The sequence below is a fragment of the uncultured Flavobacterium sp. genome, assembly GCF_951805225.1.
Lineage (GTDB): Bacteria > Bacteroidota > Bacteroidia > Flavobacteriales > Flavobacteriaceae > Flavobacterium.
In genome coordinates this window covers 2,234,488-2,247,979 of the sequence record NZ_OX638201.1, presented here as the reverse complement: position 1 = coordinate 2,247,979, position 13,492 = coordinate 2,234,488, and the positions used below count along the sequence as shown (strand labels likewise).

General features: G+C 31.7%; 9 protein-coding genes and 2 pseudogenes. All 11 read left to right on the top strand.

The annotated features are described in order from the left end of the window. The first annotated feature begins 14 nt into the window (after positions 1 to 14). The 11 genes and pseudogenes from WN975_RS09295 to WN975_RS09245 all read left to right on the top strand — a co-directional run bounded on the left by WN975_RS09295 (position 15) and on the right by WN975_RS09245 (position 13,446). Positions 15 to 923, top strand: coding sequence for a type IX secretion system membrane protein PorP/SprF (locus tag WN975_RS09295; RefSeq protein ID WP_337966294.1), 909 nt, complete (start codon positions 15 to 17; stop codon positions 921 to 923). Positions 924 to 925: 2 nt separating this feature from the next. Next, positions 926 to 2,866, top strand: a complete 1,941-nt coding sequence (locus tag WN975_RS09290; RefSeq protein ID WP_337966293.1) for an OmpA family protein — start codon at positions 926 to 928, stop codon at positions 2,864 to 2,866. A gap of 239 nt (positions 2,867 to 3,105) precedes the next feature. Continuing rightward, positions 3,106 to 3,795, top strand: a pseudogene (locus tag WN975_RS09285) (IS6 family transposase). A gap of 535 nt (positions 3,796 to 4,330) precedes the next feature. Then, a complete protein-coding gene (locus WN975_RS09280; protein ID WP_337966292.1) occupies positions 4,331 to 5,137 on the top strand; it encodes an AraC family transcriptional regulator in 807 nt (268 codons plus the stop codon). Positions 5,138 to 5,202: 65 nt separating this feature from the next. Continuing rightward, entirely contained in the window at positions 5,203 to 6,258 is a 1,056-nt protein-coding gene (locus tag WN975_RS09275) for a serine hydrolase domain-containing protein (RefSeq protein ID WP_337966291.1), read from the top strand. A gap of 9 nt (positions 6,259 to 6,267) precedes the next feature. Then, on the top strand, positions 6,268 to 7,158 hold the full coding sequence (gene bla / locus WN975_RS09270; protein ID WP_337966290.1) for a class A beta-lactamase, subclass A2: 891 nt from the start codon (positions 6,268 to 6,270) through the stop codon (positions 7,156 to 7,158). Between the two features lie 165 nt (positions 7,159 to 7,323). Then, positions 7,324 to 8,109: pseudogene (gene bla / locus WN975_RS09265) on the top strand (subclass B1 metallo-beta-lactamase). Positions 8,110 to 8,146: 37 nt separating this feature from the next. Beyond that, positions 8,147 to 8,989, top strand: a complete 843-nt coding sequence (locus WN975_RS09260) for an alpha/beta hydrolase-fold protein (protein WP_337966289.1) — start codon at positions 8,147 to 8,149, stop codon at positions 8,987 to 8,989. A 27-nt stretch (positions 8,990 to 9,016) separates the two neighbouring features. Continuing rightward, on the top strand, positions 9,017 to 9,766 hold the full coding sequence (locus tag WN975_RS09255) for a dienelactone hydrolase family protein (RefSeq protein ID WP_337966288.1): 750 nt from the start codon (positions 9,017 to 9,019) through the stop codon (positions 9,764 to 9,766). A 1,586-nt stretch (positions 9,767 to 11,352) separates the two neighbouring features. Further along, positions 11,353 to 11,562 (top strand): hypothetical protein, encoded by a 210-nt coding sequence (locus tag WN975_RS09250; protein ID WP_337966287.1) that lies wholly within the window; start codon positions 11,353 to 11,355, stop codon positions 11,560 to 11,562. Positions 11,563 to 11,673: 111 nt separating this feature from the next. Further along, complete coding sequence (locus tag WN975_RS09245) at positions 11,674 to 13,446, top strand: T9SS type A sorting domain-containing protein (RefSeq protein ID WP_337966286.1); 1,773 nt, start codon at positions 11,674 to 11,676, stop codon at positions 13,444 to 13,446. Positions 13,447 to 13,492 lie beyond the last annotated feature (46 nt).

The window sequence follows — 13,492 nt, the reverse complement described above, 5'->3', positions numbered from 1 at the left end:
TAAAAATGAAAAAAATGAAAAAGTTAATTTTAGTTTTACTGTTTTGTTCAACTGCGAGCTTTGCACAGCAGGATGCACAATTTACACAATACATGTACAATACCATTAATGTGAATCCTGCTTATGCAGGATCACGTGGAGTACTGAGTATTTTTGGTTTATATCGTACCCAATGGGTTGGGTTAGATGGCGCGCCGGAAACAAGTAGTTTTTCTGTAAATACACCAGTTGGTTATAACGTTGGGTTAGGAGTTTCATTAATCAATGATAAAATAGGTCCAACGAATGAGAATAACTTATCGGCAGATTTTTCGTATTCTATACCAACATCGGCTACAGCCAAATTATCTTTTGGTATAAAAGGATCAGCAAATTTATTCAAATTAGATCCAACTAAATTAACACCGGAAGATCAGGGAGATCCGCAATTTCAGGATTTCAAAAATAAATTCACGCCTAATATTGGAGCCGGAGTTTACTGGCATACAGATAAAGCTTATGTAGGTTTATCGGTTCCTAATTTCATTCAGACCAATCGTTATGATGATAATGATGTTGCGATTTACAAAGACAAAATCAACTATTATTTTATCGCAGGTTATGTATTTGAATTAGATCGTTATGAAACCGTAAAAATTAAACCGGCTATAATGACAAAAATGGTCGAAGGTTCACCATTGCAAGTAGATGCATCGGCTAACTTTATGTTCAACGATAAATTTGTAATTGGAGTGGCTTACAGATGGAGTGCTTCGGTAAGTGCACTGGCTGGTTTTCAAATCACAGATGGTTTGTATTTGGGTTATGCTTACGATCGTGAAACCACCAAATTAGTGAATTATAATTCAGGATCGCACGAGATATTCCTCCGTTTTGAATTCTTAAATAAATATGGACGTATAACTTCACCAAGATTTTTCTAATTATGAAAGTTAAAAATATAATTTATGCTGCTGTTTTGTCGTCTGTTTGTTTTAACGGAACGGCTCAAAAAACAGTTTTAAATAAAGCAGAGAAGGAGTACAATCAATATGCTTTTGTAGACGCTATCGCTATTTATGAAAAAGTAGCAGAAATCGGATATAAGGATGAAAAAATGTTTCAGAGATTAGGAAACTCCTATTATTTTAATGCCGAATTACCGAAAGCTGCAAAGTGGTATGACGCCCTTTTTGCTTTTAACGAGCAACAAGAACCTGAATATTATTACAGATATGCTCAGACGTTGAAATCTGTGGGTGATTATGCCAAAGCAGATAAAATGCTTGAAATTTTTAATGCGAAAGTTAAAACTGATACAAGAGGCGTTTTATTCGAAAACAATAAAAATTATCTGGAGCAGATTAAAGCGAATTCAGGAAGATTTGATATTGCAAATGCCGGAATTAATTCGAAACAATCAGATTACGGAAGTACAATTTATAATAATAAATTAGTATTTGCTTCTGCTCGTGATACTGGAAGTGTTATTAAAAAAACATTTAAATGGACAAATAAATCGTTTACGAATTTATATGCTGCGGAATTAAAAGCGGATGGAACTTTAGATAATCCAATTCGGTTTGAGAAAAAAATCAATTCAAAATTCAATGAATCTTCTCCGGTTTTCACCAAAGATGGAAAGACAATGTATTTTACCCGAAACAATTTTTTAGGAGGTAAAAAAGGAAAAGACAATAAAAGAATTACATTATTAAAGTTGTACAAAGCCGAATTTGTAAATGATAAATGGACAAATATTATTGAGTTGCCTTTTAATAGTGATCAATACAGTATTGCACATCCGGCTTTAAGTCTGGACGAAAAAAAGCTGTATTTTGCATCAGATATGCCGGGAACTTTAGGACAATCGGATTTGTTTAGTGTTGTTATTAATGAAGATGGAACATTCGGGAAACCGGAAAATTTAGGAACAGCAATTAATACCGAAGGAAGAGAAACATTCCCGTTTATATCCGGAGATAATGAACTTTATTTTTCAAGCGACGGACGTCCTGGATTAGGCGGACTTGATGTATTTGTGGCAAAAATCAAGGAAGATGCTACTTTTGATCTGGTACAAAATATTGGAGAACCCGTAAATACCAAGACGGATGATTTTGCTTTTATAATTGACAGCAATACACGTAAAGGTTACTTCTCATCCAACAAAGAAGGCGGAATTGGAAATGATGATATCTATAAATTCACAGAAACAAAAAGACTGGATTGTGAAAAAAAATTATTTGGAATTGTTTCAGATTCTCAAACGAACGAAGCTTTAGCCGATGCAAAAGTAATTTTGCTTGACGATAAGTTTAAGGAAATTGCAACAATAATTTCGGATAAAAACGGAAGTTACAATTTTGATGTAAAATGCAATCAAACCTATTATGTAAGAGTTTCAAAACAAGATTATGAAACTAATGAAAGTTCGGTTACAATTCAGCCAACAAATGATAAACCTGAATTAGATATTAAATTAAATAAACAAATCAAGCAAATAGAAGTGGGGACAGATTTGGCTAAAACCTTAGATATTCCGATAATTTATTTTGATCTGGATAAATCATTTATTCGTCAGGAAGCTGCTTTTGAATTAGAGAAAGTACTTGCTGTAATGAAACAATATCCTAAAATGAAAATCGATGTTCGTTCTCATACAGACAGTAGACAGACTCTGGAATATAATATGGGATTGTCTAATAAAAGAGCAAACGCAACAATCGAATGGTTTGTAAAACGAGGAATTGCCCCAACCAGAATATCAGGGAAAGGATATGGCGAAAGTAAGTTAATAAATAAATGTTCAGATAATGTAGCTTGTACAGAAGGTGAACATCAGTTAAACAGAAGAAGTGAATTTGTAATCGTTTCAATGCAATAAGAACTTACAAATCATTATCGATAAAAACACAGTCATAAAAAGTGTGTAAGTTTTAAAAATAACGGGGTTTAACTTTTTAAATAAAGTTGAACCCCTTTTTCAAATATAGATAAGAACTGATTGAGTATTAATTCCTAATTATGTATTAGAATAGCCCGTTTTTTGGTCTGTTCTATTCAAATAGACCTATATTTCTTAAAAGGATTCTGTCGCATTTGGGAATAGCTTTTATCTTTGGAATTTTAAAACTAAAAAAAAATGAATACCAAAGGTCAGAGTGGAGCTATCCAAAATCTATTATTCTTCGGGCAGTGTATTTTAAATTAAGATTTACCCTAAGTTACCGGGATGTTTAAGAGATCATGAACATGTGAGGAGTTCATGTTGATCATGCTACCATTCAGCGCTGGGTTTATAAGTTTACATCTTTCATCGAGTTAGAAATGAAGAAGAGAAAAGGCAGAGCGGGGACGAGCTGGAGATTGGATGAGACCTATATCAAAGTAAAAGGTATATGGTGTTATATATATCGAGCGGTAGATAAATTAGGTAATACGGTTGACTTTCTTTTGACCAGAAAAAGACAAAGAATGAGCGCTCAGTCTTTTCTAATTAAAGCAATTAATAATAATTGCCGGCCAAGAGTAATAAACATTGATAAAAGCGGTTCTATTACTGCAGCAATCAAAGTCTAGAACAAACGTTCATTCTCAAAGATTAAAATCCGGCAGTGTAAATATCTCAACAATATTGTCTAACAGGACCATCGATTTATAAAATGGAGGATACAAAATGGGTTAGGTTTTAAAAGTTTTGAATCGGCCAGACGAACATTGAGCGGAATTGAAGTTGTACATATGCTAAGAAAGAATCAGGTGGTTAGACCAGGGTTAACTATGTTTAAATCATTCTGTAAATTGGCGGACTAACTTTAAAAATACTTAAAGTGTTATATTTGATTCTGACAGATGCGACAGAACCATTGTTAAAGGATTTCTTTATGAAATGTAATAATCAAAAAAATTAAAAAAGTCCTTTACAAAGAGTAAAGGCCTTTCTGTTTAAATTCAAATCTTCCAAATTTAAGTTTGTTTAGGGGACTAAACAAAAGTAAATATAGATAAATTAAGCTTTAGTTTAGGTTTTTATAAGTAAAATAAATAGAAAAAGCTGTCAAAAATTTGACAGTTTTTTTTATCAATACTTAACGCGTTTAAAATGTTCAATGTTTTTAATCTATATTTGGATAAAAGTCTGAGGTTTTAAGTATAAAAGTATACCCTATAAATAAAAATGAACATAAATACAATCACTTTCCTAAAAAATACGAAAAATCCTGTTTTAACATTAGCATTTTGTTATATTTGTTTCATGCAAATGGAAGTTTTTTCACACACTGAAGTTGATACCAATCTTATGTAACCGAAAGGAATAAACCAACTTCAAAAATATAATAACAAGTTAATGAAAATAGTTTTTTACCAGCCTAAAAATAACATTTTAAAAAAATATATGGAAGGTTACTATTTTATGACTCCTGATGATTCTCATCAACCATTTCACTACCTCACTTTTCCAAATAATTTTTTTATTCTTTCTGTAGCAATCGGCAGTCAGATTATGACTGATGATAACCAAATTATCATCTCGCATTCCCCTGCAAACGAAATAATAGCAGATTTTCTAGCACGTTACACAAGACCAATTGAAATTCTATATAAAGATCCCGTACCAGAAATCACCATTTATTTTAAGCCTTCGGGCATCAATCATTTTATTGATAAAGCTTATCTGCTATTCGGGCAGAAAACGGCAATCAACTTCAATCCCTTTCCTGATTTTTATGAAGCAATGAAGGGTATATTGGAACTGAATGATCAAACACTCCAAATAGAGTTGCTTGAAGAATACTGGCTTTCAAAATTTGAACAAAAAGACCTTCAATTGATCGAGGATATTTTACTGGATATAGAATCGGATCTGAAAATTTCAGACATTGCTTCAAAGCATATTATTTCAAGGCAGTATCTTAATACTCTATTCACAAAAATAGTTGGAAAACCCTGTTCTGAGTATAGAAAAATCTATCGTTTCAGATCGACAATTGAAAAAAAGAAAAATACAAAAAAACTGACCCAGCTTACGTATGACAATCTCTTTTATGATCAATCTCATATGATAAAAGATTTTAAAGACCTTACCAAGGTAAGTCCTCAATCTTTCTTTAAAAAAATAGATATAGACAAAAAAAATATTTGGCTTTACATATAGACTTTACATTTTTACAATTTTCGCTGTCGTGATAAGACTACTTTCGTAATCTTATAGGAAAAAAAATGAAACAAAATTTCAAGCTTGCATTTTTTGCAATCATCATTTTTTTTGCAAGTTGCAACTTATCGGCACAGCAAAAAGACAATTACTCAACAAAAATCGACAGTTTACTGAAAACCAAAAATCCAAGAAATTTTAATGGAGTGGTTTTTATTCAACAAAAGGGAAAATTAAAATATGCAAAAGCGTTTGGGTTTGACGATTTCAATAAAAAAACTTCGATGAAAGTCGACGATAATTTCTCTACAATGTCGCTGGCAAAACAATTTACAGCAACACTTATTTTACAGCAAGTAGAAAAAGGAACGATTGATTTGCAAACACCTATTCGTAAATATTTGCCGGATTTTAAATATTCCTGGGCAGACACGGTTACCGTTCATCAACTACTGAATAACACTTCGGGTTTGTACAGCGAAAGTTTAGACAAACCCCTAAAGTTTAAACCTGGAACGGCCTTTAGTTATTCAAACGTTGGTTATTATGTGGCTGGATTGGTTTTAGAAAAGCAAAGCGGGAAAAATTTTGAAACTTTAGTAACAGCGCTTTTCAAAACATGCAAAATGAGGAACAGCTATTATCCGAATGAAACCAGCAGCCAATTTTTGACGAAAGGACACTTAATAAAGAAAGACGGAACGATAAATCAATTTGATAAAATAAGCTTTACAACTGATCATTATTGGGGAAGTCATTTAATTGTATCCGCCCAAGATTTGGCAAGATGGAATGAATGTTTACATAACGGTAAATTACTAAAGTCAACTACTTATAAAATGATGACTGGTTATTCAATAACCAATACCCATGCACTTTTTAGTGATAAACCAATTGGGTATGGTTACGGATTACGCATAAATGATAAAGAAAGGATAGTAGAATTTGGACATACAGGCTTTCATCCAAATGAAGGATTTACAGCGGTAAATTTATATTATCCTAAAACAGATACAAGTATTATTGTTATGGAGAATCAGGCGAACGAAAATTTTGAGATTGCCTATTATTTTGAACAGCAAATTAGAAATATTATAAAAAAAAGTCAGCTTTTAAAATAAAACTTAGATATGAAAAAAATACTTTTTTTGTTTTTCATTGCACTTTTTTCGATTCAAATGTTCTCACAATCATCAGCACAACTTAGAAAGGAAATAGAGCAGATAATTGCTTCAAAAAATGCCACTGTGGGAATTTCCATGAAAGGAATTGAAGATAAAGATACAATGAGTATCAATGGAAACTTACATTCACCAATGATGAGTATTTTCAAATTTCACATTGCATTGACGGTTTTAAATCAGGTGGATAGTGGAATGTTAAAGTTGGAACAGAAAATTTTTATCACAAAAGAGGATTTACTTCAAGATACATGGAGTCCAATACGAGATGAATTCCCAAATGTCAACAGAGATTTTACATTAGATCAATTACTAAGATATACGGTTTCGCATAGCGATAATAACGGCTGTGATATTCTTTTAAAATTTATAGGAGGACCAAAGACTGTACAAAAAAATATTAATAAACAAGGCATTCAGGACTTTGTCATAAAAGTTAATGAGCAGGAAATGTCAATTTGGGAAAATCTGTATTTAAATAAAACAACAACACCAGAGGCAACAACAAAATTGCTTGAGAAATTTTATAAGAGAGAAATTCTTAAAAAATCCAGCACAAAATATCTCTATCAGTTAATGGTAGAAACATCCAGAGGAAGGACCTGGATGAAGGCAGGACTTCCCGAGAATACTGAGTTGGCTCATAGAACTGGCATATCTGGAACTAATGATGAAGATCTGCGGGCTGGGATGAATGATGTAGGCATTGTAAAACTTCCCAACGGAAAGCATTTCATACTTTCTATTTTTTTGAAAAATATCACCGAAGAATTTGAAGACACTGAAAGAATAATTGCAGATATTACAAAAGCAGTTTGGGAGTATAACGTAAAAAAATAATACGTCAACAAGCAAAGCGATCTGCCTGCACTTGCAGAATTTGAGATAGCCGACTAATAATGGCCTATTAATGACATGGCAGGTATAAAATATTGGTTGGTATCAGTTAGCCGTTAACAACCATAAGAATTAGACAATATTATATTAAGTAATTTTAGAACAGATATGAATCAAATTTTTAGATTACCATTTCTTGGAATATCAATTCTATTTTTAAGCTGTAATTCAACTTTGGTAGTTAGAAATCAAAATGAAAAACAATCCGATGAAAATTACTTGCCTAAAGTAAATTATAAATCAGGCGATTTTGTCATAACGCAATTAACTGAAAATGCATTTGAACATAAGTCTTTTCTGCAAGCAAAGAGTTCCGGGAAAGTACCTTGCAACGGAATGATAGTGAGAAACAGTGGTGATGCAGTTATCTTTGATACAACATCCGACAGTCTTTCCTCTGCGAAATTAATTACTTGGGTAAAGGAAAAATTACACTGCAAAATAAACTCTGTTGTGCCAACCCATTTTCATATTGACAATTTGGGTGGGTTGAAAGCATTTGAACAAGCCGGAATACAGTCATATGCTAATTTTAAGACCATTGAATTTGCAAAAGAACGAAACGAAAATTTACCACAAAATGGTTTTGCAGATTCGCTTGTAATAAAAGTTGGAAACAAGAAAGTCATAGCAAAATTTTTTGGAGAAGGTCATACACGTGATAATACTGTTGGATATTTTCCTGATGAAGAAATATTATTCGGCGGCTGTTTAATAAAAGAGATTGATGCCACCTAAGGCAACCTTGCAGATGCAAATGAAAATGAATGGTCAAAGACGATTGCAAAAATAAAAAAATCATATCCCAATATTAAATACGTAATTCCAGGGCATGGACAATATGGTAATCATAAATTATTAGATTTTACTATCGAATTATTTAAAAAACCTTAAGATATTCCACGAAAAGACAACCTCATAAAAAAATACAATGGCAAAGAACTTTTTTATTTTATTCATTTCTACAATTTTATTAATAGGCTGTTCGACAAATAAAGAACAATTCGGAGAAAGTACTGTTGAAAATGCTACCGGCACTGCTTTATCAACGGAGGAATTTTCTAAAATCAGGAGCTTAAACAATGAAACTTTTGATACTGTAAATTTTGTAGGTAGAGAGCAAGTAGGACTCAAGTACCGTCTGTATAAACCCAGACAGCAAAAAAAAGGTAAATCATTCCCATTAGTAATCGTATATCATGGTTCTGGACGGCCAATTGGCACTGATAATAGTTCTCAATTAGGGGTTTTGCCAAAACTATTTGCAAGTGCAGAGATTCAAAATAAATATCCATCGTATGTTTTGGCGCCGCAATTCTCTGAACGGTCTTCAGACTATGAAACCGACAATAATATAAATCTGCTGTATTCAAAGCCTAGAGCTTCCCTAAATTCAGTAATGGAGCTTGTAGACTCGTTAAAATCAAATTTAAATATTGACAGTAAAAGAATTTACGTAGTTGGATATTCTATGGGCGGGTCAACTGCAATCAATTCATTGGCAACAAGACCAGATCTTTTTGCAGCAGGAATTAGCATTTCTGGCATACCGCAGTTTGATAAAACAGAAGAGATGAAAACAATTCCCATTTGGCTTATTCATGGTCTTGATGACACAGAAAATCCGATCACCAGTGATGAGCAATTTTATAAAGAAATGAGCGCTAATATCCGTTTTTGGAAATTAAAGGGAACAACGCACGATAATGTATTTACCACTACGATCTTAGGAGAAACATTGCCGGAATGGTTATTCAAACAGCATAAGAAATAAAACTGTTGCTGATATCGATTTTGCAAAATGAAAATTTCAAAAAATTACAGATATGATGTAATTACGAATTTTAATAAAAAAGATTTTATAAAACAAATTAAACAAAACTTACCTATGAAACAATTACCAAAGTTATTCTTTTCCTTTTTACTTATTACGTTTTTTGGTTGTACTGGTTTTAGCCAAGAAAAAGCAATTGCCAGTAACCAACATTATATTTTCTTTTTTCATAATGGTTTTATTGAACAAAATGATCTTAGTGTAGTACATCCTGACTATGGAAAAGCAGAATACTATGAAATTTTAGATTCCTATAGAAAGGATAATTTTATTGTTTTTAGCGAAATTAGAAAGAAAGATACTGATGTTCACAAATATGCAAAAAAAGTAGTCAAACAAATTAAAGGATTACTAAAGAAAGGTGTTTCACCAGGTAAAATAACCGTAATAGGAACTTCGAAAGGGGGGTATATTGCACAATACGTATCAACTTATCTGGCTAATCCAGAGGTGAATTTTGTTTTTATCGGATGTTTTAGGGATGTCGATATTGAAGAATGGCCTGATATTAATTTTTGCGGAAATATTCTAACTATTTATGAAAAATCTGATGTATTGGGCGTTTCAGCTATTAAAAGAAAGGAAACTTCGAAACTTAAAGTAAATCATTTTAAGGAAATAGAGTTATATACTAATCTTAAGCATGGCTTTTTATATAAAGCCTCAGACGGATGGATTGCACCATCTAAAAAATGGGCAAATGGGAACTATGAATAGTCCATTTAATTATAGAAAGGAGTTCAAAATCGTTTTTAACTTAAAATATTAATTCATCCGACAATTATTTTATTAAAAACTAGCATTAAGTTTTATGTTTAAGAATTATTACTGATTTTGAGTTTTATTGTCTGCATTTTCTATGCTTACACTTAAGAAGACTCTAACCGTTTTTCCTTGTAAATACTGGGATTCATTTTTTTTTCAAGAAATCAATTTAAAATTATCGAACCAAAAAAAAGCCTTAGAAATCTAGATTTCTAAGGCTTTTGCTTAATCTTGTAGCGGGAACGTGACTCGAACCTGTTGACAAAAAAAGACTAAAATAAACAGCGTATAATAGTTTCGAACCTAAACTTCTTAGCCACCGTTTTTGCTGGATTTGTGGTTTTCAAAAATACCTTGTACCAAGATTTTGCCACAAATCTCTGATTGCTAATTGTTATTACAGTTTTTTGATGTTAGTAATCATTCGAACTTATGTTTTTAAATATTTGTTTAAAAGCGTTATAGTTTGTTTCTTCAAAATAGATGCACCGATTCTGCACCTAGATTTTAATATATCTTTTTTCAATATTTTATCTGCTTACAAATATGTAATACACATTTGAACATGAGCTTCTTAAATATTTATTTTTTTAAGGTTTTTCTTTGTCTAAATAAATTGTACTAGGATTTTACCACAAAATTTTGATGGTTAATTATCTTTAAAAAATGCTTGTTCTTTTTGGCGAAATTGTAGGCAGCCCCAAATAAAACTTGTGCTATAAATGCTTTATTTGACTAATAAGGTATTCTGATTTATCAATACTGAAAGTTAAATCTTTGCTTAAAAATTATTGTTTATAAAATTACAGGGGCTGCAATAAATTACTCCTTCACGAGAGACATTTTTTTTCTGCTTAATTTTAGTTGGAGTTTGAGTTTTATCTAATATGTGATTCCAATTATGTGAATAAAAACAATATTGAGTCAAAAGTAAAATATTAATGGGAAGAGTATCTAAAATTGGCATCATTTATCGTTAATTGCACATTTGATTACGACGGTCTTCGACAAGACTTATTCATTTAACTATCATTTTTAAGTATAATTCGATTAATTCGATTGAATATTTTTTAACTGAGCACAAGCACTGCGTAGTACAGGACTACTTTTGATCAATAATTCAGCACAAACAAATTACAGCGACTTAATTTCTCCTATAATGATAACAAAACATTCTTTAGAGGATTTAAAGCGATTCCATAATGAAGGAAGGCTAACTTTTGAATTACTAAAATTCTTATTTGATTCTGACTGATGCGACGCATCAAAATGGAGTCTGAAAGTAAAACTACCCTAATTTTTAATCTTCTTTTTGTTTGAATATCCATTTTTTTTAAGTTAATAGATGCGACAGAATAAAGAAATACTAATGTAGTTTTTTTTTTACAAGAAACAGTAATATGTAAGTTTTTTTTGTATATTTGATTGAATAATAAGTGTTTATATATCTGATTATTACTGTAAGCTTAGTATTTATTTGTATTTATAAGAAATGAGGTGGAAATATTTTATTACATAGAACTATTAATAAAGAAAACATGAAAGTTAAAAAATTAAATTTAGTAGTATTAGTTCTTTTTATTGCTTTTAAAAGTAATGCAGCAAATCCTCCTCCTCCTCAACCTGCATCTATTCCACCTCCTGTTGGGGCTGAAGTACCTATAGATTCTAATATATCTGTATTATTTTTAATTGGTACAGCACTTGGTTTATTTTTTATTTCACGAAGAATAAGTCAAAAGGAATAGCAAATACTTTATAAAATTTCCGTGATCAAAATTACGTAAATTCAAATTTTCTTGAGTTGATTAATAATTGTAAGATTGAAAGTTATGAAGAAAACAATACTTATCTTTTCATTGCTCATTAGTACCAAAAGCATTTCTCAAATTTATTTTAGCTCTAATGACTACATGTATGTAAAAAATGAAGTACTGTATGTAAAGCAAGATATAAATTTGGCTTCTAACTCCAATTTATATTTAAGGAATAATGCGCAGCTAGTCCAAGGGACTATAGGTACTTCAGACAATACGGGTGCAGGTTTATTGTCTGTTTATCAGGAAGGTACTTCTGATAACTTTGAGTATAATTATTGGTGTTCTCCTGTTGGAAATGCTTCTGCTTCTTTAGGAAATGAAAACTTTGGTATTACGATGTTAAATCGTCCTACAACTTCCATTGCTTCAACTCCAATTACTGTTTTGCCAGCAAGCAATTACAATGGTACTGCAAGTCCCCTGTCAATATCTTCAACTTGGATCTATAAGTTAATTAACGCCAATAATTATTCGCAGTGGATTTATGTGGGAGGCACTAAAACATTGGTCCCAGGTGAAGGTTTTTCTATGAAAGGTACCAGCGGAACTGATGCAATAGATCCCGAGGGAACGGGTATAGCCAATAATCCAGGATCAGCACAAAGGTATGATTTTAGAGGAAAACCCAATGATGGTGATATAACTATTAGTTTAGGTATTAATAACGCAACTCTAACAGGGAATCCTTATCCCTCAGCCTTGCATTTAAATGCTTTTCTTTTAGACGTTTCCAACGCAGCAACTGGTGGAGTAGCTTATTTTTGGGAACAAGATAAAACTGTAAATTCACATTATCTTACAAATTATAGAGGTGGATATGGAAGCTATTCACCAGTAAGCTTAGTCTCAAATGGTGTATATGTTCCGGCAACTTTTAATTCTTATAACCCGGATGGTTCTGTAAATACTACAGGGGCCTCATCAGGACTTGTCATAGAGCGTAAGTATTCTCCTGTTGGTCAAGGTTTCGTAATTAGTGCTACAGCTACTGGAACCGCAACCTTTAAGAACAGCCATAGGGCTTTTTATAAAGAGGGAAACGGTTTGTCAAAGTTTGATAAACACACCCCAAAACAGAGCGGTCCAAAAAAAGAAGATTCGAAAGAAACTGACTTAGAGGAGGTTTCACATTTTAAATTAAATGTTATAATTAATAATCAGTTTACCAGGCAGTTGGCCTTGGCTTTCGTGCCAGAAGCTACAGATGGAGTAGATTTTGGTATTGATGCTTTAAATATGGATCAGGCGCTGCCTAATGATGTTGGTTTTTGGATAGAAAATGGTAATTATGTGATTGAAGGTATAAATTTTGATGAAACAAAAAAAGTGCCATTAGCTTTAAAGGCTACAACAAGTACAACTTTTAAATTTAATGTTCCTGAAGTAATAAATTTTAATGGCGAACAGCCTATTTATATCTACGATTCGCTTGATCAATCCTATCATGATGTAAAGAATGGGCAGTATGAAGTGAATGTTCTGCCTGGAGTGTATTCTGATCGCTTTATGCTTACATTCAAAAATCAAATTTCACTTGGAATAGACACAAAGGCTACAAAGCAATTTTTTATTTATCAGGATAATGTTAATAATAATGTAATGGTTTCAAATCCAAATACTTTAACATTGAAATCATTTAAATTTTATGATATGCTGGGTAAAGTTGTATTGTCGAAAAAAGATTTAGGAACTCATCAAAACTTCATTTTTTCAACCATAGGTTTAAGCGATGGTGTTTATATTTTTGAGTTGCTAACTATCGATAATGAAAGATCGACTGGAAAAATTATTATTTCAAATTCTGGTAAATAAAAGTTCATAAAAAATCGAAATAAAAACATCTATACATTTAACTAAA

Bases quoted from the DNA above. Each gene is read 5' to 3' on its own strand.
- WN975_RS09280 (WP_337966292.1), top strand. From the start codon at position 4,331: ATGAAAATAGTTTTTTACCAGCCTAAAAATAACATTTTAAAAAAATAT.
- WN975_RS09250 (WP_337966287.1), top strand. From the start codon at position 11,353: ATGAAAGTTAAAAAATTAAATTTAGTAGTATTAGTTCTTTTTATTGCT.
- WN975_RS09260 (WP_337966289.1), top strand. From the start codon at position 8,147: ATGGCAAAGAACTTTTTTATTTTATTCATTTCTACAATTTTATTAATA.
- bla (WP_337966290.1), top strand. From the start codon at position 6,268: ATGAAAAAAATACTTTTTTTGTTTTTCATTGCACTTTTTTCGATTCAA.
- WN975_RS09295 (WP_337966294.1), top strand. From the start codon at position 15: ATGAAAAAGTTAATTTTAGTTTTACTGTTTTGTTCAACTGCGAGCTTT.
- WN975_RS09255 (WP_337966288.1), top strand. From the start codon at position 9,017: ATGAAAATTTCAAAAAATTACAGATATGATGTAATTACGAATTTTAAT.
- WN975_RS09290 (WP_337966293.1), top strand. From the start codon at position 926: ATGAAAGTTAAAAATATAATTTATGCTGCTGTTTTGTCGTCTGTTTGT.
- WN975_RS09275 (WP_337966291.1), top strand. From the start codon at position 5,203: ATGAAACAAAATTTCAAGCTTGCATTTTTTGCAATCATCATTTTTTTT.